The 21,101-nt window shown below is 66.7% G+C and carries 22 protein-coding genes; 6 read left to right on the top strand and 16 right to left on the bottom strand.

Features of this window, described 5'->3' with window-relative positions:
* Positions 1–15: 15 nt before the first annotated feature.
* Genes AC3FKG_RS13800 through AC3FKG_RS13785 form a run of 4 tightly spaced genes read right to left on the bottom strand, consistent with a single transcriptional unit; the run spans position 16 to position 4,586 of the window.
* Positions 16–1,479 (bottom strand): efflux transporter outer membrane subunit, encoded by a 1,464-nt coding sequence (locus AC3FKG_RS13800; RefSeq protein WP_488743359.1) that lies wholly within the window; start codon positions 1,477–1,479, stop codon positions 16–18.
* A complete protein-coding gene (locus AC3FKG_RS13795; protein ID WP_488743358.1) occupies positions 1,476–2,360 on the bottom strand; it encodes an efflux RND transporter periplasmic adaptor subunit in 885 nt (294 codons plus the stop codon). Before AC3FKG_RS13795 ends, AC3FKG_RS13800 begins: the two co-directional genes overlap by 4 nt.
* Complete coding sequence (locus tag AC3FKG_RS13790) at positions 2,357–2,566, bottom strand: DUF1656 domain-containing protein (RefSeq protein ID WP_483711596.1); 210 nt, start codon at positions 2,564–2,566, stop codon at positions 2,357–2,359. Before AC3FKG_RS13790 ends, AC3FKG_RS13795 begins: the two co-directional genes overlap by 4 nt.
* Entirely contained in the window at positions 2,556–4,586 is a 2,031-nt protein-coding gene (locus tag AC3FKG_RS13785) for an FUSC family protein (RefSeq protein WP_488743357.1), read from the bottom strand. The genes AC3FKG_RS13790 and AC3FKG_RS13785 overlap by 11 nt, the downstream gene beginning before the upstream one ends.
* A 179-nt stretch (positions 4,587–4,765) precedes the next feature.
* Between AC3FKG_RS13785 and AC3FKG_RS13780 the strand changes: the two genes are divergently transcribed.
* Complete coding sequence (locus tag AC3FKG_RS13780; protein ID WP_483711594.1) at positions 4,766–5,674, top strand: LysR family transcriptional regulator; 909 nt, start codon at positions 4,766–4,768, stop codon at positions 5,672–5,674.
* 70 nt (positions 5,675–5,744) lie between these two features.
* On the opposite strand, the gene AC3FKG_RS13775 is transcribed toward AC3FKG_RS13780, so the two are convergent.
* Together AC3FKG_RS13775 and AC3FKG_RS13770 are read right to left on the bottom strand one after the other, a co-directional pair.
* Positions 5,745–6,386 (bottom strand): DUF1109 domain-containing protein, encoded by a 642-nt coding sequence (locus tag AC3FKG_RS13775; RefSeq protein WP_488743356.1) that lies wholly within the window; start codon positions 6,384–6,386, stop codon positions 5,745–5,747.
* A complete protein-coding gene (locus AC3FKG_RS13770) occupies positions 6,383–6,955 on the bottom strand; it encodes a sigma-70 family RNA polymerase sigma factor (protein WP_488743355.1) in 573 nt (190 codons plus the stop codon). The genes AC3FKG_RS13775 and AC3FKG_RS13770 overlap by 4 nt, the downstream gene beginning before the upstream one ends.
* Before the next feature lie 292 nt (positions 6,956–7,247).
* Here AC3FKG_RS13770 and AC3FKG_RS13765 point away from each other — a divergent pair, with 292 nt between their 5' ends.
* The 3 genes from AC3FKG_RS13765 (at position 7,248) to AC3FKG_RS13755 (ending at position 9,053) form a co-directional block, all read left to right on the top strand.
* A complete protein-coding gene (locus AC3FKG_RS13765; protein ID WP_488743354.1) occupies positions 7,248–7,550 on the top strand; it encodes a pentapeptide MXKDX repeat protein in 303 nt (100 codons plus the stop codon).
* An 80-nt stretch (positions 7,551–7,630) separates the two neighbouring features.
* The gene (locus AC3FKG_RS13760) at positions 7,631–8,257 is read left to right on the top strand and encodes a cytochrome b/b6 domain-containing protein (protein WP_483711590.1); all 627 of its coding nucleotides are present in this window, start codon (positions 7,631–7,633) and stop codon (positions 8,255–8,257) included.
* 19 nt (positions 8,258–8,276) lie between these two features.
* The gene (locus AC3FKG_RS13755; RefSeq protein ID WP_488743353.1) at positions 8,277–9,053 is read left to right on the top strand and encodes a molybdopterin-dependent oxidoreductase; all 777 of its coding nucleotides are present in this window, start codon (positions 8,277–8,279) and stop codon (positions 9,051–9,053) included.
* A gap of 18 nt (positions 9,054–9,071) precedes the next feature.
* Here AC3FKG_RS13755 and AC3FKG_RS13750 read toward each other — a convergent pair whose 3' ends face one another.
* From AC3FKG_RS13750 to argC, 7 genes are all read right to left on the bottom strand, one after another.
* A complete protein-coding gene (locus tag AC3FKG_RS13750) occupies positions 9,072–9,593 on the bottom strand; it encodes a hypothetical protein (RefSeq protein ID WP_483711588.1) in 522 nt (173 codons plus the stop codon).
* A 120-nt stretch (positions 9,594–9,713) separates the two neighbouring features.
* A complete protein-coding gene (gene pgl / locus AC3FKG_RS13745; protein WP_483714359.1) occupies positions 9,714–10,436 on the bottom strand; it encodes a 6-phosphogluconolactonase in 723 nt (240 codons plus the stop codon).
* Between the two features lie 311 nt (positions 10,437–10,747).
* On the bottom strand, positions 10,748–11,089 hold the full coding sequence (locus AC3FKG_RS13740) for a cupin domain-containing protein (RefSeq protein WP_483714358.1): 342 nt from the start codon (positions 11,087–11,089) through the stop codon (positions 10,748–10,750).
* Between the two features lie 124 nt (positions 11,090–11,213).
* Positions 11,214–12,683: an AdeC/AdeK/OprM family multidrug efflux complex outer membrane factor gene (adeC, locus tag AC3FKG_RS13735; RefSeq protein ID WP_488743352.1), complete on the bottom strand. Its 1,470-nt coding sequence runs from the start codon at positions 12,681–12,683 to the stop codon at positions 11,214–11,216.
* The gene (locus AC3FKG_RS13730) at positions 12,680–15,832 is read right to left on the bottom strand and encodes an efflux RND transporter permease subunit (protein WP_483714356.1); all 3,153 of its coding nucleotides are present in this window, start codon (positions 15,830–15,832) and stop codon (positions 12,680–12,682) included. The genes adeC and AC3FKG_RS13730 overlap by 4 nt, the downstream gene beginning before the upstream one ends.
* A gap of 27 nt (positions 15,833–15,859) precedes the next feature.
* Entirely contained in the window at positions 15,860–17,038 is a 1,179-nt protein-coding gene (locus AC3FKG_RS13725; RefSeq protein WP_483714354.1) for an efflux RND transporter periplasmic adaptor subunit, read from the bottom strand.
* 591 nt (positions 17,039–17,629) lie between these two features.
* Positions 17,630–18,553 (bottom strand): N-acetyl-gamma-glutamyl-phosphate reductase, encoded by a 924-nt coding sequence (gene argC / locus AC3FKG_RS13720; RefSeq protein WP_488743351.1) that lies wholly within the window; start codon positions 18,551–18,553, stop codon positions 17,630–17,632.
* 135 nt (positions 18,554–18,688) lie between these two features.
* Between argC and AC3FKG_RS13715 the strand changes: the two genes are divergently transcribed.
* Positions 18,689–19,573, top strand: coding sequence for a LysR family transcriptional regulator (locus AC3FKG_RS13715; protein WP_483714352.1), 885 nt, complete (start codon positions 18,689–18,691; stop codon positions 19,571–19,573).
* 121 nt (positions 19,574–19,694) lie between these two features.
* Positions 19,695–20,198, top strand: coding sequence for a hypothetical protein (locus AC3FKG_RS13710; protein ID WP_483714508.1), 504 nt, complete (start codon positions 19,695–19,697; stop codon positions 20,196–20,198).
* A gap of 100 nt (positions 20,199–20,298) precedes the next feature.
* Here the strand turns inward: AC3FKG_RS13710 and AC3FKG_RS13705 are convergent, their stop codons facing one another.
* The 3 genes from AC3FKG_RS13705 to AC3FKG_RS13695 form a co-directional block, all read right to left on the bottom strand.
* Positions 20,299–20,559 carry a hypothetical protein gene (locus AC3FKG_RS13705; RefSeq protein WP_488743350.1) on the bottom strand — a complete coding sequence of 87 codons (261 nt, stop codon included), beginning with the start codon at positions 20,557–20,559 and terminating at the stop codon, positions 20,299–20,301.
* A gap of 44 nt (positions 20,560–20,603) precedes the next feature.
* Positions 20,604–20,864 carry a hypothetical protein gene (locus AC3FKG_RS13700; RefSeq protein ID WP_483714141.1) on the bottom strand — a complete coding sequence of 87 codons (261 nt, stop codon included), beginning with the start codon at positions 20,862–20,864 and terminating at the stop codon, positions 20,604–20,606.
* A gap of 49 nt (positions 20,865–20,913) precedes the next feature.
* Positions 20,914–21,101 (bottom strand): hypothetical protein (locus AC3FKG_RS13695; RefSeq protein ID WP_488743349.1); only part of this gene is annotated, 188 nt, incomplete at its 5' end.

Raw genomic sequence — 21,101 nt, 5'->3', positions numbered from 1 at the left:
AACGGGTGCGCGGCGTCAGCCCGGCGCTGCCCCGCTGACGGCATGCGGATCGGGAAGACTTGCGTGCTGCCACCCCCCGCCAAGCGCCAGGAACAGATCGATTTGCCGCATGGCCACCACGCTGTCCGATTCCGCCACGGCGGCCTCGGCATCGGCCAGCGTCCGTTCCGCATCCAGCCGTGCCAGATAAGGGGTACGGCCGGCCTCATGGCGCCGCCGTTCCTGCCGCGCCGCATCCGCAGCCTGGTCGCGCGCAAGGCGCAGCGCCTGCTGGCGCTCCAGCGCGCGCGTGTAGGCGCTGAGCGCGGTTTCCGTCTCCTGCAGGGCCCGCAGCACCACGCCATCAAAGTGCGCCAGCGCCGCATCCGCGCCGGCTTCCATGCGCGCAATGCGCGGCCGCACGCCATTGGTCGGGAAATTCCAGCTCAGCATCGGACCCAGGCTCCAGCGTGCCGTAGGCCCGCTGCCGAGGTCGCTCAGGAGCCCGGTCAGGCCAGCCGACGCACCGATCCGGATGCTCGGATACAGGTCGGCCGTGGCTACGCCGATCCTTGCCGTGGCGGCGGCCAGTTCGCGTTCGGCCTGGCGGATGTCGGGCCGGCGCTTGAGCAGCGCGGCGCCATCGCCTACTGGCAGCGGCTGCTTCAGTACCGGTTCCTCCTGGCATGCGATGTCCTGTGGCGCCAGCGCCGCCGGCGCCTTGCCGAGCACCAGCGCCAGCTTGAACCTGGCCGCTTCGCGAGCGGCCTCCAGCGGGGGCAGGGCGGCGCGCAACGCATCGGCGCGCGCCCGGGCGCGGATGGCGTCGGTGGGCTCGGCCCGGCCGGCGGCCGCCAGCCTTTGCGTGGCGTCGGCCGCGCGCGCCTGCAGCGCGATCTGCTCGCGTGCAACGTCCAGTTCGTGGCTGGCCGCGCAACCCTGCACGTACGCCCGGACCGTCTGCGCGACCACGCCGACGCGGGCCAGGTCCAGGGCCGCCTCGCTGGCCTGCACGTTCGCATGCGCGGCTTCGTCGGCCCGCGCGAGCTTGCCGAAGAAATCGATCAGGTAGGACACGCCCGGGCCGATATCGCCCAGATTGAAGACCGGCGGCTTGGTGGTCTGCAGATAACTCTCCCCCGAGAGCTGGGCGCGCGCCATGCTCGCGCCGATGCCGCCCTGCGGCAGGTTCTCGGCCTCGACCTCATGGAACGCGGCCGTGGCCCGGCGCAGGTTGGCCGACGCCACGCGGAGGTCGGTATTGGCCGCCAGCGCTTCGCGCACCAGGCGGTCGAGGCGCGGGTCGTCGTAGAGCTGCCACCACGCGTCGGGAACGGGGCCGACCGATACTGACGGGCTGGATCCGCCCGTCAGGGGACCGTTGGCGTCGGCCGTGCGGACCACAGCATGGTCGGGGACGTGGTAGTCGGGTCCGACCGTGGTGCAGGCGAACAGCAGCGGGACCAGCGGCGCCAGCCAGGCGCAATGCCAGGTCTTCACGGCCGGCGCTCCACGGACGGTTGCTGCACGGACACCGTGGCCGTGCGTCCCGACACCAGGCGCACGTCGGCGGGGACCGCCTCCAGCGTGATGCGCACCGGCACGCGCTGCGCCAGCCTGACCCAGTTGAACGTCGGGTTCACGTTGGGCAGCAGGTTCGAACCGGCACTGCGGTCGCGGTCCTCGATACCGGCAGCAATGCTCTGCACATGCCCGCGCAAGTGGCGCGGCTCGCCCATGATGTGCACATCCACCGGGCTGCCGATGCGGATGCGGTGCAGCTTGGTTTCCTCGAAATAGCCTTCAACATGGAACGACGCCGCATCGACCATGGACAAGACCGGCCGTCCGGTCGAGACATAGTCGCCCAGACGCGGCAGTCGGTCATTGAGGTAGCCGTCGGCGGGGCTCAGCACGCGGGTGCGCTCCAGGTTCAGGCGGGCCAGGCGCACGCTGGCGTCGGCCTGGGCGAGCGCGGCTTCGGCCTGCTCGACGCGGGCGCGGCCCTGCTCGGCGACTTCGCCGGCGACCAGGCCATCGAGCGACCGGTTGCGCGCGGATTCGCGCCACGCCTGCGCCAGCGTCGCGCGCAGGGCGGCGGCATTGGCCGTGGCCTGCTGCAGCGCCAGCGCGTAGCGGTCGCGGTCGATCTCGAACAGCACGTCGCCGCGCCGCACCGGCTGGTTGTCGCGTACCAGCACGCGCGTCACCAGTCCCGAGACATCGGGGGCGATCTGGACGATATCGGCGCGCACGTGGCCATCGCGCGTCCAGGGTGCGGCCGTGTAGTAGTCCCACAGGTGCCGCAGCACCAGGACGGCGGCTACGACGGCCACCAGCGTGGGCAGCAGCTTGAGGAGGGAGCGAGTTCTTGGTGTCATGTCGGCAGCTTGAGACCGAGGGCGACCACGCCGCCCAGGACGATCACATAGAGGCAGAGATTGAAGAGGGAGCGATGCCACACGTGCCGGTAGAAGCCCACGCGCGCCAGCAGCAGGCGCACGCAGGTCGTGAGCGCGAAGGCGGCGAGCATCACCACCAGCAGGGCCGGCACGAATACGCCGTACAGGTCGATCTCAGTGTTCAACGCCGGCTCCTGAAGCGGTCGTGGCGGGGATGGCGGGGATGGCGGGGATGGCGGGCTCATGCAGCGTGACGCGCAGGACCACCAGCGCGGCAATGGCGTCGTCATGATTGCCGGGCAGCGCGCCGACCTGCGCCATGGCCGCATCGATGCTGCCCGGCAGCGCGGCGGACGTCGCTACGGCGTCCGCGTGGCGAAGGCGCGCGCGGTAGTGGCGCGCCACCAGCGCCAGCACGCGCCGCACCGGACGTCGCGCGGCCGACGGCATGGACGGCAGCGCGCGCCGCAGCGCCAGCGCGCAAAAGCCCACGTGCAGTTCGCTGAAGCCATCGGGGCCCGCGCGGCTGGCGCCGAGCCGCCGAACCAGTTGGCCGAGGCGGTCCAGCATGCGCGCGCCAAGCTTGGCGTCATGGTCCGCGCCGGGCCAGGCGGCGGCGCCGGCCAGGTCCTGCCAGCTGGCGCGGATCAGCCGGTGCGCGGCCACGCTGGCGCCGAACGGACGCGTCGCCAGGGCCCACAGCGGCGCGAACAGCATGGCCGCGGCATTGGCCAGGCTGCCGTTGAAGGTGCCGAGGAAATTGGCGTCGTAGACGCTCTGGATATTGGCGAACGAAGCGGTGTTCACCGACAGCAGCATCGCGATCAGGTTGAAGCCCGGACGGGCGATCAACATGCCGATGCCGAGGTAAGGCACGGCCAGCATCCCCGCCAGCGTCTCGAAGCTCTGCGCGTGCGGCACCACCAGGAACAGGTAGAACGAGGCCACCACCAGGCAGACGGCGCTCCAGCGCAGGAAGGAGCGCGCCACCGGCCGCGGCTCGTCGATGGTGGCGAAAAAGCAGCAGGCAATGGACGCCACCGCGACCGCGCCAGCGCCGTCGGTCCATCCGGAAAGGATCCAGAGCAACCCGGCACAGAACACGGCCAGGCCCGTGGAGACGGCACCGAACAACAGCATGCCGTGGTCATGATGGTGGGTGTTCCTGGCTGGCACGGCGTCGGCGGCCGCCATCGCGCTGAGCGTCGGGAACGGCCGGTCGGGCCGGTCGCCGATACCGTGCTGCAACGCTGCGCAGTCGCTGCATAGCGCGGCCAGCCGGGCGAGCTGGCTGCTTGCCGCCGTCAGCAGGCGTCCATGCCAGCCATCCGTGGCGGCATCAGCCAGTTCGATTCGGTCGACCTGCGGTGCAGGCCCCGTCATCCCCGAGCGCAGCCACTGCGACAGCCCGGCCAGTACGCGCGAGAGCGAGTCCGGTACGCCGGCCGGATGCCTGCGCAGCGTTTGCAGCACCGCCGACAGCGCGGACAGCAGCGGCATCAGCGCGGTCATGCGCGTGCGCAGCGCACGGGCATGGCGCAGCGACGTGGCGCTCTCGGTGTCGTAGGAAAGCTGCGCGATCAACTGGTCCAGCGCCAGGATGTCGGCCGCGAGCCGGTGGCGGCCGGCATCGGCGCGCGGGTTCGCGCACAGGATGTCGTCCGCCCACGCGGCGGCGTCGGCCAGCCAGCTCGCCGCACGGGCGCGCAAGGCCGGCGCCACCTTGGCGGGCAGGAGGATCGACCCGACCAGCCCCGCGCAGACAATGCCGATCACGATCTCTTCGATGCGCGCCACGGCGACATCGAAGATCTGCGCGGGCTGGTCCACCGCCGGCAGCGCCACGATCGGCAGCGTATAGGCCGCCAGCAGGAACACATAGGCGCGCGGCGAGCGCTGCAGCGTGGACAGGTAGACCAGAGCGACGATCCACAGCGAAATGGCGGCCATCAGCACAATCGGCATATTGACCAGCAACGGCACGGTGGCCACGGCCGCCGCCGCGCCCAGCACCGTCCCGGCCACGCGATAGGCGGCCTTGGAGCGCGTCGCGCCGGTCAGCGGATGCGAGACGAAATACACCGTCGCCATGGCCCAGTAGGGCCGCGGCAGGCCGAGGGCCAGCGCGATATAGAGCGCGAGCATGGCGGCCAGGAATGCCTTCAGCGAAAACAGCCACTGTCGGGCAATTGGCCGCATAGCCATGGGTGGGAATCGCACAGTTCGAGTTTGGGGGCGCATCGCGTGCCGCCTGGCCGGTCTGGTTGCCGGCTGCAGGCGCAAGCGAAGCGTGGAAGCGAAGTGTAGTCAAATGGCGCGCATTCCAATCATGATTTAAAATTCCGGACTTCATTCGATATTTTCATGGAAGTGCCGAATTCGCCATGCCCATCGATATCCGTGCCCTGCGCTACTTTGTGGAAACCGCGCGCCTGAGGAGCTTCACGCAAGCGGCGACCTCGCTGTTCGTGACGCAGTCGACCATCAGCAAGATGGTGCGGCAGCTCGAAGACGAAGTCGGGCAGCCCTTGCTGATCCGGGAAGGGAAGACGGTGCGGCTGACCGACGTGGGCCGCGTGGTATACGACCGTGGCCAGGAGGCGCTTGGTGTCGTGCACCGGTTGACACTGGAGGTAGCGGATCTGTCTTCGCTGGGTCGTGGCCAGTTGACCGTGGGCATCCCACCGATGGTCAACCTGTTCTTCTCGCCGGCGGTGAGCGCCTTCCGCAAGCGCTATCCGAACCTGGAGCTGAGCCTGGCCGAGCATGGCGGCCATCTGGTGGAACAGATGGTGGCCAGCGGGGCGCTGGAAGTGGGCGCCACGGTGCTACCGGTGGACAGCGGGCTGGAACTGGCCACGCAGACGTTCGCCAAGTACCCGATCTGGGCGGTGGGGCCGCGCAAGGCACCGTGGGCGCGCGGGAAGACGGTGAGCCTGGCGGCGCTGAGTGACGAGCCGCTGGTGTTGCTGACCGAGGAATTTTCGCTGACGCACAAGTTGCGGCAGGCGTTCCTGGAGGCACGCATCGAGCCGCGCGTGGTGGCGCAGAGCGGCCACTGGGATTTCCTGGCTTCGATGGCGGCGGCGGGGCTGGGGACTACGTTCCTGCCGGAGCCGTTCCTGGCCCGGCTGCAGGACCGCGACAACCTGGCCGTGGCGCGGCTGACCGAGCCGGATATGGACTGGGCGCTGGCGCATGCGTGGCTGCCGGGGCGGTATCTGTCGCATGCCGCCAGGGCCTGGCTGGCGGTGTGCAAGGAGGTGCTCGGCGGAAACGGGGTGTCGTACTGAGCATCTCCGCCGGCGTGTCCGGACGGGGCCAGTGCCGCGATCTGTCTCGCGAGTCATGCAGGACGGAGGCTCACCACCGAAGCAGGCGCGGCGCCAGCAGTGCACCGGTTGCGGCAGGCACCAGCATGCCGAGGACGTACCAAACGCCCCAGAACGCCACGCCCATCTCCGGGCAGTGCAGGCAGTAAGCCAGCGTCGCTATCGCCCCGGACAGCAGGCCGCCCGCGGCACCTGCCAGCCGCAACCGCGTCGGCGCCAGTCCGCGCAAGGCCCAGAACACGGCAATGAATACCGGCACGGACAGCATGGCGATATTGAACGGGCAGACGCGCCAGGTTTCTCCAAGCACCGCCGCGGCGCGTTCGCCGGCCGGTGTCCGGGCCAGCACATAGAGTGCTGCCAGCCAGACGGCCGCGAAGGGCACGGTAACGCCCGGCCAGCAGGCGCCGGTTGCCATGCCGGGACGCGCCAGCCGCGTCGCCATCCACAAGGCGCCCAATGCCAGCGAGAGCGGCAGCGTCACCTTGGCCCAGAACAGCGGGGTGGCGGCAACCTCTGCCAGGTCGGCGCGAAAATGCAACGTGGTGGCCACCAGCACGGTCGCCAATGCCGCGCCCGCCGCCACGGCCAGGCCAAAGCGTCGTCCGACCGCGTGGCGGTCCACGGGGGCGACGCCCGTGGCCAGCATGGCAATCAAGTCGTCTGTCTTCATCGCGTTCCTCGAATCTTCGCCGCGAGCGCCTTCAGCCCGCGATGCACGCCTACCTTCACCGCCGATTCCGACATCCCGGTCATCTTCGCGGTCTCGCTGACGGACAGTCCCTCCAGCTTGACGTGCACGATCGGCAGGCGCTGACGATCCGGTAGCTGCTCGAGCAGCAGGCTCAGGTCCCGCTTCGCCTGTGCGGGCTCCAGGTCAGGCGCTGCCAGCACGTCCTGCGCCGAATCCAGCGGATCGCTCAGTGCATCGTGTCGCGCATACGCGCGAAAATGGTCCGCGAGCTTGTACCGGGCGATGGCATGCACCCACGCCGTGAGCGGTTGTCCCGGCAGGTAGGTATGGCGCGCGTTATGCACGGCCAGCAGGACTTCCTGCGTCAGGTCCTCGACGTCGCCCGCTTGCTGCGGGAGCCGGTTGCGGAAGTAGCCCCGCAACATGGTGGCCAGTTCGGTAAGACATTGCGCGTACGCCATCTGGTCGCCGGCCAAGCCGCCCGTAAACAGATCGAGCAGGCGAGTCTCCCGCCTTTTCAGCGCATCCTGTTCGACAGTTCGCTCCATCGATCGCTTTGGTTACACCTGGCCACATGGATGGCGCGAATTCTACGCCGCGGTGGCGGTTATGCGTGTTGCAAGGCGCACGGACGATGGGGTGGTTCCGCGCAGTGGCGGCACTGGCCGCACGCCCAAGAACCAAAAAATCTCCAACCGCTGTAACCGGACCCGCTCCTGCCGCGAATTTCCCATCAGACGCACACATACCGTGTGAATCTGGCACCCGCCGACACGGCGTGGCGCGATGTTCCATCCACCGGGACGCCCCGGTCCAAACGCTAGGCAACGAGGAGTCAAGATGAACAAGATCGCTATCGCCGTGGTTTCCGCAGCGTTCCTGATTGGCGGCACCACCGCGTACGCCCAGACCGGCGGGTCGATGGCCAAGGATTCGATGTCGAAGGACAGCATGTCGAAGGACAGCATGTCGAAGGACAGCATGTCGAAGGACAGCATGTCGAAGGACACGATGTCCAAGGACAGCATGTCCAAGGACGGCATGCACAAGGACGGCATGCACAAGGACAAGGCGGGCAAATCGAAGTCGCACGACAAGATGGGCAAGGAAGGCGATGCCATGTCCGGCGGCATGAACAAATAGCACTGGACCGGGCAAGCTTGGCCAGGCGCCGTGCGCGGCAACTTGTCGTGCACGGTGGCAGGATTCCTGAGGAGGCCGACATGGAACTCTCGCATGACGTTGTCGATGCCCGCGCGGCCCCGCGCAGGATCCAGCCCGGGTGGCTGCGACTCTCGCACTGGCTCAACGCGCTGGCCGCCGTGGTGATGATGCTTTCGGGCTGGCGCATCTACAACGCTTCACCCGTGTTCGCCGGGTTTCGCTTCCCGGCCGACATCACGCTGGGCGGATGGCTGGGTGGCGCGCTGCTCTGGCATTTCGCGGCCATGTGGCTGCTGTTTTTCAATGGGCTGTTCTACCTGGCGATGAACGTCGCCACGGGTCGGTTTGCCCGCAAGTTCTTTCCGCTGAGCCCGCGCGCCGTGCGCGACGATCTGGTTGCCGCGCTGCGGGGACGTCTTTCTCACGCGGACCTGAGCCACTACAACGCCGTGCAGAAACTCGCCTACCTGCTGGTGATGATCGTGCTGCTGGTACTGGTGCTATCCGGCATCGCTATCTGGAAGCCCGTGCAATTCCCGCTGCTGCGCGAACTGATGGGCGGCTACGACTTCGCGCGCGTGGTCCATTTCTGCGCCATGTCGTTGCTTGCCGCCTTTATCGTCGTGCATATCGTGATGGTGGCGCTCGTGCCGCGCAGCCTGCTGACAATGATTCGCGGACGCTGACATAACCGGAGCCTGAATCGTGAATCCGAGACCTTCCCGACGAACGGCCGTCGACCGCGCGTCGCTGATCATCGATGTGCGTCGGGAGCTCGACGCGCCGTCGCGCCGGCTGTTCGGCAAGCGCGTGCTCACGCTGGGCGGCCTGGCCATGCTCACCGGCTGCAGCCTGAGCGACGATGCCTCCGTGGAGACCTTCCTCTCCCGTGTGTCGCGCATCAACGACAAGGTGCAGGCCTGGCTGTTCGACCCGAACCGCCTCGCGCCGACCTATACCGAAGCGCAGATCACACGCCCGTTTCCGTTCAACGCGTTCTACGGCATCGATGAGGTCACCGTGGTCAACGGCGACGACTTCCGGCTCAAGGTCGGCGGGCTGGTGCGGGAAAAGAAGAGCTGGACCCTGACGGAACTCTACGCGCTTCCCCTGGCCGAGCAGATCACGCGGCACATCTGCGTGGAAGGCTGGAGTGCCATCGGACGGTGGGGCGGCACGCCTTTTGCCGGTTTCCTGAAGCGGATCGGCGCCGATACCAGCGCGAAGTATGTGGCGTTCCGGTGTGCGGACGACTATTACGAGAGCATCGACATGGCGACGGCGCTGCATCCGCAGACCTTGCTGACGTTTACGTATGACGGCGAACGCCTGCCGCCCAAATATGGCTATCCGATGAAGCTTCGGATGCCGACCAAGCTCGGCTACAAGAATCCCAAGCACATCATGGAACTGTTCGTCACCAACACCTACCCCGGCGGCTACTGGGAGGACCAGGGCTACAACTGGTTCGGCGGATCCTGAAAAAGCGCCTGGAGGCCTTCAGGGGCCGACGCCTTCCGTACACCGGCCAGGCGGGACGTGCAAGGTCACCAGCGGCTCCTGGCCCGCCATGTAGCGGTAGTCCAGCGTCACGCCAAGCTTGCCGAGCACCGGCACATCCGGGTTCCGGCAGATGCCGCGTTCAAGGATGGGCCTGGCCGAGACCATGAAGTTCCGGGTGTCCTCGCGCCGCGGATCCACCCCCGTCACTTGCAGGTGAAACTCGACGACCTTGCCGGCCCGCACGGTGCAGCCGGCCAGGCGCGTGGAATCGTCGAGCACCATCGGTGCCATCCGTGCCAGTTCCGCGCAGGCCATGCCGAGTTGCCGCTCGGCGTCGCGGGCGGTCAGCCGGGTCACGCCCGACATGCCGCTTGGCTTGCCGCGTACGGTGCCCAGCAGCAGGCTGGCCAATCCGGACAGCGGCGGGGCGGCCATGCCAGGTGAAGATGCTGCGCCGATAAAGAGGGCCAGCAGGCTGATGGCCAGCGGCTTGACGACTGGGTGACCAGGGAAGGGCATGGGGCGCAATGCATTCGGAAGCATCCCGGAACGGGCGATGCCACTGTAGCGCGCGCCGTAGCCAATTGTTGTCAGGCTCTGTCCTACGCCGCAACAGCCTTCGCCGGCACAGCGGCCGGGCTATTGCGTCCAGTAGACATCCACCGGCGTGCTGTCCTGGTGGAGCAGGTAGCTGACCGGCAGCATCGGCGTGGGCTCCATGGTGGCGGCATCGAATACCTGCTTCTTCCACGGGCCACTGAAGCTCAGCAAGACGCGGCGTGCGCCCAGCAGGGCGCTCAGGTTCAGGCTGACGCGGCGGTGCGGCGCGGCGCGCGGGTTCAGCGCCAGATATCCCGCCGGCTCGGTCAGTGACAGGCCAACAGGCAGTTCCGGGGCATCCGCGAACAGCGAAGCCGTGTGCCCGTCGTCGCCCATGGCAAGGACGACCACATCGGGCTGGCGGTAATTGCGGTTCAGCTCGGAAACCACGGCCGACGGATCGATGTCGTCGATTTCCATGCAGAACGACGGCACCGGCGGATGGAAGGAGGCGCGCGACGCGTCTTCCCGCAACAGCGCGTCGCAGACCAGGCGCGCATTGCTGTCGTCGTGGTCAAGGGGCACCATGCGCTCGTCGACGAGCATCACGCTGATGCGATCCCACGGCAGCGCCCGTTGCTGCAGCGCCTTGAACAGCGGCAGCGGCAGGCGGTCGCCCGCGATGGCCAGGCAAGCCTGTTCCTGGCTGGCCAGCGTGCGCTCCAGCTCGCACGCCACGGCTCGCGCCATGGCATCGGCATGGGCGCAGGCATCGTTCAATTCGATCTGGCGCATGGCTTCCTCCCTGTTGGTGGCGAGCATGGCGGGACCCAACCTGCCATGGCCGCTGGCGGCCGGACAGCGCTGTCATGCAGCTGTACCGGCGCAATGGCCGGGTCGCGCCTTGGTCCGGATCGGCTGGCTGCCGGGTTCAACGCTTGGTGGTGGATTCGATTCTATGTGCCAAACGGTGCGGCGCACAATGAAGCGTGCGCCGACATGGCGCGCACGACGCTCATTGCAGCCGATTCGCGCTCAATTATGCGCAAAAATGCACAAAATTGCGACGCGTAGCGCGTATGAAGGCCGCACCGATGCCCGCCCGGCCCACTGCTGCGGCGCGAGAAAGCGGCTCAGGAAGCGCCGCGGCCAACCAGCACAACGGTGACGAGCAAGGACGTATTGGTGATCGCCGTGACATCGTGGGCGGCCGAAGCGCCAAGGTACAGCAAGTCGCCCGGATGCAGCCGGCGCTGGCTGCCGTCGATGCCGATTTCCGCTTCGCCTTCCAGGCACTGGATGGTCGACGGTCCGGCGACCGCATGCGTGCCGACATGCTTGCCCGCCGGCAGCACCATGCGCATCACTTCCAGCTGCGGTTCCTTGAACAGCGCGGCGCTTGGCGTCTGCGCGAGCTGCTTGCCCAGCGGCAGCACGCTGGCGACTTCACCGGAAGACAGGTGGGGCAGGGACATGGCGGGGCTCCTCGTGGCGGTGTGGCGTTTGTGAAAGGCCTCAGGTCATTGTAGGAGCCCGCATCGCGCCGCCAGCTTTGGGCAACGCCGGCCCGCCAACATTGCGTGGGCCGGCCAGCGGCGTTCAGGACGACGGCCCCGGCGCGGCAGGTGGCGCCGCGTCGGCTGCGCTGCGGGTCTCGTCATGCCAGCCACCCCCGAGAGCCTTGTACAGGTTGACCTCGCCGGTCAGCTGCTCCTGCCGCGCGACGATCAGCAACTGCTGCGCGTTGTAGAGCGAGCGCTGGGCGTCAAGCACCGCCAGGTAGCTGTCCACGCCGGTGCGATAGCGGCGGTCGGCGAGGTTGTAGGCGTCCTGCGCCGCTTCGACAAAGCGCACCTGCGCTTCCAGCTGGCTCATGTACGTGCCGCGCGCGGCCAGGCCGTCTGCAACCTCGCGGAAGGCCGTCTGCACGGTGCGTTCGTACTGTGCGATGTTGATGTCCTTCTGGATGCTGGCGTAGTCCAGGCTGGCCTTGAGGCTGCCCGCCGTGAACAGCGGCAGGCTGATCTGTGGCTGGAACAGCCAGGTGCCCGAGCCGCCCGCGAACAGGCCCGACAGCTGGTTGCTGGCGGTGCCGGCCGAAGCCGTCAGCGCAATGCGCGGGAAGAACGCCGCGCGCGCCGCGCCGATATTGGCGTTGGCCGAGCGCAGGCGGTGCTCGGCAGCGAGCACGTCGGGCCGGTTCTGGAGCAGGTCGGACGGCAACCCGGGGGGGACATCGGCCGTGAGCTTCTCCTGCAGACCAAGCGGCGGCGGCAGGTCCGCCGGCATGCCGGTGCCCAGCAGCAGCACGATGGCATTCTCGTCCTGCGCCACCAGCCGGGTGTAGCGCGCCAGGCTCGCACGCGCATTCTCTACGGCGGTCTGGGACTGCCGCAGGTCCAGGCGCGAGGCAATGCCTTCCTCGTAGCTGCGCCGCGTCAGGCCATAGCTGCGCTCATAGTTGGCCAGGGTATCGCGCGTCAGCGCCAGCAGCGCCTCGTCGGCGCGCTGCGCCAGGTAGGCATTGGCCACGCTGGCCACCAGCGCGATCTGCGCGCTGCGGCGCGTCTCGTCGCTGGCGAAGTACTGTTCCAGCGCCGCTTCGCTGAGGCTGCGGATGCGGCCGAACAGGTCGAGTTCCCATGCGGTCGTGCCCAGCGATATCCCGTACTGGCTCGTGATCACGCGCCGGCCGGTGGTGGACAGGTCGGCGGGAATGCGCTGGCGCGTTTCCTGCGCGGCGACGCCGATGGCGGGGAACAGGTCGGCGCGTTCGATCCGGTATTGCGCGCGGTACGCTTCCACGTTCAGCGCGGCCACGCGCAGGTCGCGGTTGTTCTCCAGCGCGACCTCGATCAGGCGGCGCAGCCGCGCATCGGCAAAGAAGTCGTGCCAGCCGAGATCCACGGCGCGCACCTGCTGCGCCTGCGCCGTGGCGTCAGCCGCCGGATAGGCCATGCCTTGCGGATACGTTTGCGCGACCGGCAGGTCCGGTTGATGGTAGGCGGGGATCAGGCTGCAGCCGGCCAGCAGGGCGGCTGCAGCAGCGCAGGTCAGGGTCTTGTTCATGGCAGCGCGCCTTTCTCCGCCGGGCCATCGGGCCGGGTCGGCTTGCGCTTGCGTTCGACCAGCGCATTGACCAGCACAAAGAACAACGGCACCCAGAAGATCGCGAGCACCGTGGCGGTAATCATGCCGCCGATCACGCCGGTGCCGATGGCGTGCTGGCTGCCCGCGCCGGCCCCGGTCGAGACCGCCAGCGGGAACACGCCGAGCATGAAGGCCAGCGAGGTCATCACGATCGGGCGCAAACGCATGCGGCAGGCTTCGATCGCGGCATCCACCAGGCTCTTGCCGTGCTCGTGCAGGCTCTTGGCGAACTCCACGATCAGGATGGCGTTCTTGGCCGACAGGCCGATGGTGGTCAGCAGGCCGACCTGGAAGAACACGTCGTTGGACAAGCCGCGGCCCATGGTGGCGAGCAGCGCGCCGATCACGCCGAGCGGCACCACCAGCATCACCGAGAACGGGATCGTCCAGCTTTCATACAAGGCCGCGAGACACAGGAACACCACCAGCAGCGACAACCCATAGAGCGCCGGTGCCTGCGAGCCCGACAGCCGTTCTTCATAGGACAGCCCGGTCCAGGCGTAGCCCACGCCCGGTGGCATCTGCTTCATGATTTCCTCGATCGCCTTCATCGCCTCGCCCGAGCTTCGGCCAGCGGCCGGCTCGCCCAGCACTTCCACCGCCGGCACGCCGTTATAGCGCTGCAGCTTCGGCGACCCGTAATCCCACTTGCCTTCGGCAAACGCGGAGAACGGCACCATCTCGCCCTTGTCGTTGCGCACGAACCATTTGTCGACATCGTCGGGGTTCATGCGCGAATCCGGACGACCCTGCACGTAGACGCGCTTGACCCGGCCGCGGTCGATAAAGTCGTTCACATAGCTGGAGCCCCAGGCGATCGTCACCGTGCTGTTGATGTCGGCCAGCGAGAGCCCCAGCGCGCGCGCCTTTTCATCGTCGATGACGAGCTGGTACTGCGGCTGGTCATTGAGGCCGTTGGGACGCACGCGCTGCAGCATCGGGTCTTTCGCGGCCAGCCCGAGGAACTTGTCGCGCGCGTTCATCAGGGCCTGGTGGCCCAGGCCGGCCTGGTCCTGCAGGTACAGGTCGAAGCCGGTGGCATTGCCCAGCTCCTGCACGGCCGGCGGGGCGAACGCGAACGACATGGAGTCGCGGAAAGTTGCGAACTTGCGCTGCGCCCGCGCCGCCAGGTCGAAGACGCTGGTGTGGTCGCCACTGCGCTCCTCCCACGGCTTGAGCAGGATGAAGGCAAGGCCGGAGTTCTGGCCGCGGCCCGCGAAGTTGAAGCCGCTCACGGTGAAGAGCGAGTCCACCACGCCGCCTTCGTCCTTGAGCAGGTAGTCGCGCATTTCGTTGAGTACCTTCTGCGTGCGTTCGGCAGTGGCCCCCGGCGGCGTCTGCACCTGCGCGTAAAGCACGCCCTGGTCTTCATCGGGCAGGAACGACGTGGGAATGCGCGTGAAGAGGAAGGCCATTGCCGCGAGGATCGCCAGGTAGATCAGCACGAACGGCAGGCGGCGCTTCAGGATGGCCGATACCCCGCGCTCATACCCTTGCGTGGTCGCGATGAACTTGCGGTTGAACCAGCCATAGAAACCGCCCTTGTTCTCGCCATGGTCGCCTTTCTCGATCGGCTGCAGCATGGTGGCGCACAGCGCCGGCGTCAGCACCAGCGCGACCAGCACCGACAGCACCATGGACGAGACGATGGTGATGGAGAACTGCCGGTAGATCACGCCGGTCGAGCCGCCGAAGAACGCCATCGGCAGGAACACCGCCGACAGCACCATGGCAATGCCGACCAGCGCGCCCTGGATCTGTCCCATGGACCGCCGCGCCGCCTCCCTGGGTGGCAGGCCGTCCTCGGCCATCACCCGCTCGACGTTTTCCACGACCACGATCGCGTCGTCCACCAGCAGGCCGATCGCCAGCACCATGCCGAACATCGTCAAGGTGTTGATGGTGTACCCGAACGCGGCCAGTACGCCGAACGTGCCCAGCAGCACCACCGGCACGGCGATGGTCGGGATCAGCGTGGCACGGACGTTCTGCAGGAACAGGTACATCACCAGGAACACCAGCGCGATCGCTTCCATCAGCGTCTTCACCACCTCCTTGATCGAGCCGGAAATCACCGGCGAGGTGTCGTAGGGGTAGACCACCTTCATGCCGGCGGGGAAGAATGGCTCCAGGCCGTCGAGCGTCTTGCGGATGGCGCGTACCGTCTCAAGCGCGTTGGCGCCGGCGGCCAGCCGCACGGCAATGCCCGAGGCCGGCTGGCCGTTGTACTGCGCGTTGATGTTGTAGTCCTGGCCGCCCAGGCCGACATCGGCCACATCCTTCAGGCGCACCTGCGAGCCGTCCGGATTGACCTTGAGCAGGATGTTGCCGAACTGCTCGCTGGTCTGCAGGCGCGTCTTGCCGATCACGCTGGCGTTGAGCTGCTGGCCCTTGACCGCGGGCAGGCCGCCAAGCTGGCCCGAGGCGACCTGGACATTCTGCGCCTTGATGGCGTTGCTCACGTCCAGTGGCGTGAGCTGGTAGCTGTTGAGCCGGGCCGGGTCGATCCAGACCCGCATGGCGTACTGCGAGCCGAACACCTGGAAGTCGCCGACGCCATAGGTGCGCGACAGCGGGTCCTGGATATTCGAGACGATGTAGTTCGACAAGTCTTCCCGCGTGATCTTGGGATCGGTGGAGATCAGGCCGACGATCAGCAGGAAGTTGCGCACCGACTTCGTCACGCGGATGCCTTGCTGCTGCACTTCCTGCGGCAGCAGCGGCTGCGCGAGCGCAAGCTTGTTCTGCACCTGCACCTGGGCGATATCGGGGTTGGTGCCTTGCTCGAACGTGACCGTGATGGTCATGCTGCCGTCGGCGTTGCTTTCCGACGAGATGTAGCGCAGGCGGTCCAGGCCGTTGAGCTGCTGCTCGATCACCTGCACCACCGTGTCCTGCACGGTTTCGGCCGAGGCGCCCGGGTAGTTGACCGAGATGGCGATGGTCGGCGGCGCAATTGCCGGATACTGGCTGATCGGCAGCGAGCGGATCGACAGCACGCCGGCCAGCATGATGACCAGCGCGATCACCCACGCGAAGATGGGCCGATCGATAAAGAAATTGGACATGAATGCTCCCTCGCCCTGGTGGTGCCCTCAGGGCTTGGCCGCGACCGCAGCGGATGAGCCGGAGCCAGGCGACGCAGCCGACGCAGCGGCGGGCGGGTTGCCTGGCCCGCCGCCGGCCTGGACCACGCGGACCTTCGCGCCGGGCTTGACGAACTGCAGGCCCTCGACGATGACGCGGTCGCCGGCCTTGAGACCATCCGCGACCAGCCATTTGTCGCCGATCACACGGTCGGTGCGGATCTGGCGCAGCTCCACCTCGTCCTTGGCGTTGACCACCAGCGCCGTGGCCTGGCCCTTCATGTCGCGCGTCACGCCTTGTTGCGGCACGAGCAGGCCATCGGCCTTCACGCCGTCGCGCAGGCGCGCGTGGACGAACATGCCAGGCAGCAGTTCATGGCGCGGATTCGGGAACACGGCGCGCAGCGTGACCGAGCCCGTGCCCTGGTCAACCGCGACCTCCGAGAACTCCAGCCGGCCGACTTCCGGATATTTGGTGCCGTCCTCCAGCACCAGGTTGACCTGCGCCGCGTTGGCGCCGGCGCTTTGCAGAGTGCCGTTGGCGAGCTCGCGCCGCAGGCGCAGGAGCGATGCCGAGGGCTGGGTCACGTCGACGTAGATCGGGTCGATCTGCTGCACCACCGACAGGGCCCCCGCCTGGCCATTGGTCACCAGCGCGCCTTCGGTCACGTTGGAGCGTCCGATGCGCCCCGAAATCGGCGCCAGCACCCTGGTATAGCGCAGGTTGATCTGGGCGCGGTCCACGGTCGCCTGCGCCTGCAGCCAGGCGGCCCTGGCCTCGTCATACTGCTGCTTGCTGACGGCCTCGTCGCCCACCAGGCGCCCGTAGCGCTCGGCCAGCAGCTTCGCCGATTCCAGCGAGGCCTTGGCGCTCTTGTAGGTCGCGTCGTAGGTGGAAGGGTCGATCTGGTAGAGCTGCTGGCCCTGAGTCACGTCACTGCCTTCCTTGAACAGCCGGCGCAGGATGATGCCATCCACCTGTGGCCGGACTTCGGCAATGCGGAAGGCCGAGGTACGGCCCGGCAACTGCGTGTCCAGCGTGACTGGTTCGGTCTTGAGGGTGACCACGCTGACTTGCGGCGGGGGTGGGGCAGCGGCCTCCTTCTTGCCCCCGCATCCGGCGAGCGTCGAAAGGGCGATGGCCAGCGTAACCGGAACCCAGGCCTGGCAGCCGCGTGATCGTTGCATTGCGATTTCCTGCGAAAAAATCCTGCGAGTCATGGTGTCGGCGTGCCGGAGCCGGGCAGGGGGGCGAGCGTCATGCGCGGGACCGTTTCCGGAACCGGCCGGGAAGGCCATCCGGATACAGCAGGCCCCGCCGCGGCCCTGCGTAGCCGAGAAGTCTATCCCGACTTGCGGAAACGTTCCGGCCGATTATCGGCTTTCCATATTTCAGATTCTTTCAAGGAATTTTTAGGGCATGGCCACGGAGGTGTTGCGCGGAAACGCTGCCCCCGCCCGAGATTGCCCCGACGCAGCCGAGGTCCGGCCGGCCCAACGCCCCAATGGGATGCGTACCCGGCATCAGCCCCGGGAAGCGCTGCGTATGGCGCACTTTTATGCTTGTTTTTTTCCCGGAGCGCTGCGATCTGGTATCCAGGTATCACCCGTCCGGGGGGTGTCTTTGCGCACGGCGACTCGTGGGCATCCGGCACTGAGAGACTCCACTCAAGGCATCAAGCCCTTATGCCCGTGCTCTGCTCGGGCTTTTTCTTTGTCGTCGCCAACGTTCGAGGGGGAGGTAGAGGACCTGATTCCCTGGTTCGGCCGGACTGATTGCTACGCGAGCATCAGGTTCAGGTTCTGAATCGCGGCGCCCGACGCGCCCTTTCCAAGATTGTCGAACACCGCGGACAGAAGGATGTGGCCGTGCTCGCTGCCAGAAAAAACGCTCAGGCGCATCTCGTCCGTCCCGTTCAGCAGTTGCGGATCCAGATGCTTCATGGCGCATGATTCCGGCAGCGACGAGACGTGCACGTGGTCCGCTCCGGCATAGTGCTGCGCGAGGCAGGCGTGCAACGTGGCGCCATTCACGCCAGGTGCCAGCAGCCGCAACGCCAGCGGGACCGTCAGCACGATGCCCTGGCGGAACGCGCCGTATGCCGGGACGAAAATGGGAGGCTGCCCAAGCCCGGCGTGCTGCCGGATTTCCGGCGTGTGCTTGTGCGCGAGTTCCAGGCCATAGACCTGGTATGAAGGCGCGTCAGCGGCCCCGGGCCCCTCATATTCCTCCACGCCGGCTCGTCCGCGTCCCGAGTAGCCGGATACCGCATGAATGCTGATGGGGTAATCGCCCGGTATGAGCCCAGCCTGCACCAGCGGGCGCAGCAGGCCAATCGCACCGGTCGGATAGCAGCCGGGGTTGGTGACCCGACGTGCGTTCGCAATGCGCTCGGCCTGCTCCGGCGTCATCTCCGGAAATCCGTAAGTCCAGTCCGGATGCGTACGGTGGGCGGAGCTTGCGTCGATGACGCGCACCGCAGGATTGACAATAGCGGCCACAGCCTCCCGCGCGGCCGCATCCGGCAGGCAGAGGATGGCGATGTCGCAGGCGTTGAGGGCTTCCGTGCGACGCCGCAGATCTTTGCGCTCCGCGGCAGCCAGCGTCACCAGCCTGATGTCGGTCCGCTTACGCAGGCGTTCGTGGATCAGCAGCCCGGTGGTGCCTTGGTCGCCGTCGATGAAAACAACGGGAGAGTTCATGCGTGAAAGACTCCGATGATGTTGGGTTGCAGGAAGCAGAGCGAAGAACGAGTCCTATATTGGATGGCAGGCTACAATAGATAAAGTTGAATTTCATGACCTCTACATTCAGCTTTTCTGAATCAGGACGCCCCTATGCGAGAGATCAGCCTGGACCGCTTGCGTACCCTGGTCGCGATTGCGGACCGGGGCTCATTTGCCGAAGCGGCGCGTGCCTTGCATCTGGCCCCGCCAACGGTGAGCCTCCATATCGCCGATCTTGAAGACCGCATTGGTGCTCCGCTCCTGTCGCGCAAGCGCGGGCAGGTCAGGCCGTCGGCAATAGGAGAGGTGCTGGTGGAGCGCGCGCGTCGACTGCTGGCCGATGCGGAGCAGGCGTTGGACGATATTCAACGCCAGGTGCAGGGACTCGAAGGGCGCGTGCGGATCGGTGCGTCGACTGGCGCGATTGCGCACCTGTTGCCGCAAGCGCTCGAGGTGCTGCGCCAGCACCATCCCGCTATCGACATTCAGATTGCTGTGTTGACCTCCCAGGAAACGTTGTCCCGACTGGCGGATGGGACGCTGGACGTGGGGCTGGTCGCACTGCCTCAGCCGCCGGTGGCAGGACTCGTGATCAAGCCTTGGCGGCGAGACCCCGTGATGGCCTTTGTGCCGGCGCATTGGCGATGCCCGGCCCGCGTCACGCCTGAATGGCTCGCTGCTCAACCGCTCATTCTCAATGATGCGACCACGCGTCTTTCCCGTCTGACTGCGGAGTGGTTCGCGACCGGAGGGTATCATCCAGCGCCGCGTATCCAGCTCAACTACAACGACGCGATCAAGAGTCTGGTCGCGGCCGGTTACGGCGCCTCGCTGTTGCCGCATGAGGCGACGGCCCCATTACCCGACCCGCGCATTGTCATGCGTCCGCTGCGCCCGGCGTTGTGGCGGCGGCTCGGTGTTGCCCATCGCGCGGGGTATGTCGAGCGCGCTACGCAGCACGTATTGGATATGTTGCGGGATCTGCGATTGGTGTAGGCGTCGGGGGCGTATTTCCTGCCAGAATCAAGCCTGGAGCGACGGTGAGAATCGTGATGAGCGGGGATAGGCGCCGTTGCAGATATCGATCAGTTGCCCGCAAGCCACCGGAACAAGAAAAATGAAGACTCTTATGCGCTTCTTTACGGTCGTCCATGGGCTGATGGCAGTGCTCTTCACCTGCGCGGCGCTGATGTTGATTGCGATTGCTGCTCGCATTGGATTGACCGTGTTTGCCGGTCAATGGGACCAGGCAAGCGCGCTATCCGTCATTGAAGCTCTGGGATTGCTGGCAGGCGCCGTTGTCGCATTGCAGATCGCCGAGACCATCGTTGAGGAAGAGGTCATCCGGGAGGCCGACGTGAGCGCGCCGACACGGGTACGGCGTTTCATGTCGCGATTCCTGGTGGTTGTCGTCGTCGCGCTTGCCATCGAAGGGCTGGTGGCGACCTTCAAGGCGCTGCACCACGATCCATCGCAGCTTCGCTATGCGGCTGGGCTGATTGCATCGACCGCCTTGCTGCTTGCGTCCTGGGGACTGTTCGTTCACCTGAACCGGTCCGCGGAGGAGCTGGAGCCGGAGGCCATGGCGGAGGCGAAACGCGAGGATAAGAAGGTGCAGTAGGGTGGCCACGAAATGTGGCGCTACAGTGCTTGCCCAGCGCCGGCCCTAACCCCCAGCCCCTCTCCCGCAAGCAGGAGAGGGGAGCAAACAGGCCGAAGCTTCAGTACTGCAGGGCCTGCACGATGCCACCCACATTGTTGAGGGTGTTCGTCATCGTCTTCAGATCGACATTGGTGCGTGTCGATGCATCGACCTGCGTAACCGGCGCGTAGATCGTATTCGGGCTGGCGAACGACACGCCGCTGCCACCAGTGATGGCGTTCACGCCGGAGTTCACGAAGATGCTGCCGCCGCGCACGGCGCCCATCTTGGCGTGGTCGAGGTCTTGTTCGAGCGAGAGGTTCTGGATGGTCAAGGACATGATGGTCTCCTGGGTAGGCTGAGATTGCGCTGATTGGGTGTGGATTAGTGCTGCAGGGCCGCGACCATGCCGCCCAGGTTGTTGATGGTGTTCGTCACGCTCTTCATATCGACGCTGGTGCGGCTCGATGCATCGACCTGCGTGACAGGTGCGAAGATCGTATTGGGGCTGGCGAACGACACGCCGCTGCCACCGGTGATGGCATTGACGCCGGAATTCACGAAGATGCTGCCGCCGCGCACGGCGCCCATCTTGGCGTGGTCAAGGTCTTGTTCGAGCGAGAGGTTCTGGATGGTCAAGGACATGATGGTCTCCTGGAGAAGGCTGGAATCGACGAGATGAGAGGGACTGGATTTAGTGCTGCGCGGCCTGCACGATGCCGCCGACGTTGTTGAGCAGGTTGCTGATGCTCGTGAGGTCGACGTTGGTGCGGGGCGAGGCATCGACCTGCGTGACCGGGGCCACGATGATGTTGGGGCTGGCGAAGGACACGCCGGCGCCGCCGAGGATCGCGTTGACGCCATTGTTCAGGAACAGGCTGC

This window comes from Cupriavidus sp. 22TCCZM04-2, from assembly GCF_057798895.1.
This window is presented reverse-complemented; position numbering and strand designations above follow the sequence as displayed.

What these genes read in the sequence shown, in the direction of transcription:
- AC3FKG_RS13770 (WP_488743355.1), bottom strand. Translation starts at nt 6,955, where the DNA reads ATGGAGCGAACTGTCGAACAGGATGCGCTGAAAAGGCGGGAGACTCGC.
- AC3FKG_RS13795 (WP_488743358.1), bottom strand. Translation starts at nt 2,360, where the DNA reads ATGACACCAAGAACTCGCTCCCTCCTCAAGCTGCTGCCCACGCTGGTG.
- AC3FKG_RS13710 (WP_483714508.1), top strand. Translation starts at nt 19,695, where the DNA reads ATGAAGACTCTTATGCGCTTCTTTACGGTCGTCCATGGGCTGATGGCA.
- argC (WP_488743351.1), bottom strand. Translation starts at nt 18,553, where the DNA reads ATGAACTCTCCCGTTGTTTTCATCGACGGCGACCAAGGCACCACCGGG.
- AC3FKG_RS13725 (WP_483714354.1), bottom strand. Translation starts at nt 17,038, where the DNA reads ATGCAACGATCACGCGGCTGCCAGGCCTGGGTTCCGGTTACGCTGGCC.
- AC3FKG_RS13705 (WP_488743350.1), bottom strand. Translation starts at nt 20,559, where the DNA reads ATGTCCTTGACCATCCAGAACCTCTCGCTCGAACAAGACCTCGACCAC.
- AC3FKG_RS13750 (WP_483711588.1), bottom strand. Translation starts at nt 9,593, where the DNA reads ATGCCCTTCCCTGGTCACCCAGTCGTCAAGCCGCTGGCCATCAGCCTG.
- AC3FKG_RS13780 (WP_483711594.1), top strand. Translation starts at nt 4,766, where the DNA reads ATGCCCATCGATATCCGTGCCCTGCGCTACTTTGTGGAAACCGCGCGC.
- AC3FKG_RS13765 (WP_488743354.1), top strand. Translation starts at nt 7,248, where the DNA reads ATGAACAAGATCGCTATCGCCGTGGTTTCCGCAGCGTTCCTGATTGGC.
- AC3FKG_RS13700 (WP_483714141.1), bottom strand. Translation starts at nt 20,864, where the DNA reads ATGTCCTTGACCATCCAGAACCTCTCGCTCGAACAAGACCTTGACCAC.
- AC3FKG_RS13740 (WP_483714358.1), bottom strand. Translation starts at nt 11,089, where the DNA reads ATGTCCCTGCCCCACCTGTCTTCCGGTGAAGTCGCCAGCGTGCTGCCG.
- adeC (WP_488743352.1), bottom strand. Translation starts at nt 12,683, where the DNA reads ATGAACAAGACCCTGACCTGCGCTGCTGCAGCCGCCCTGCTGGCCGGC.
- pgl (WP_483714359.1), bottom strand. Translation starts at nt 10,436, where the DNA reads ATGCTCGCCACCAACAGGGAGGAAGCCATGCGCCAGATCGAATTGAAC.
- AC3FKG_RS13785 (WP_488743357.1), bottom strand. Translation starts at nt 4,586, where the DNA reads ATGGCTATGCGGCCAATTGCCCGACAGTGGCTGTTTTCGCTGAAGGCA.
- AC3FKG_RS13775 (WP_488743356.1), bottom strand. Translation starts at nt 6,386, where the DNA reads ATGAAGACAGACGACTTGATTGCCATGCTGGCCACGGGCGTCGCCCCC.
- AC3FKG_RS13760 (WP_483711590.1), top strand. Translation starts at nt 7,631, where the DNA reads ATGGAACTCTCGCATGACGTTGTCGATGCCCGCGCGGCCCCGCGCAGG.
- AC3FKG_RS13730 (WP_483714356.1), bottom strand. Translation starts at nt 15,832, where the DNA reads ATGTCCAATTTCTTTATCGATCGGCCCATCTTCGCGTGGGTGATCGCG.
- AC3FKG_RS13715 (WP_483714352.1), top strand. Translation starts at nt 18,689, where the DNA reads ATGCGAGAGATCAGCCTGGACCGCTTGCGTACCCTGGTCGCGATTGCG.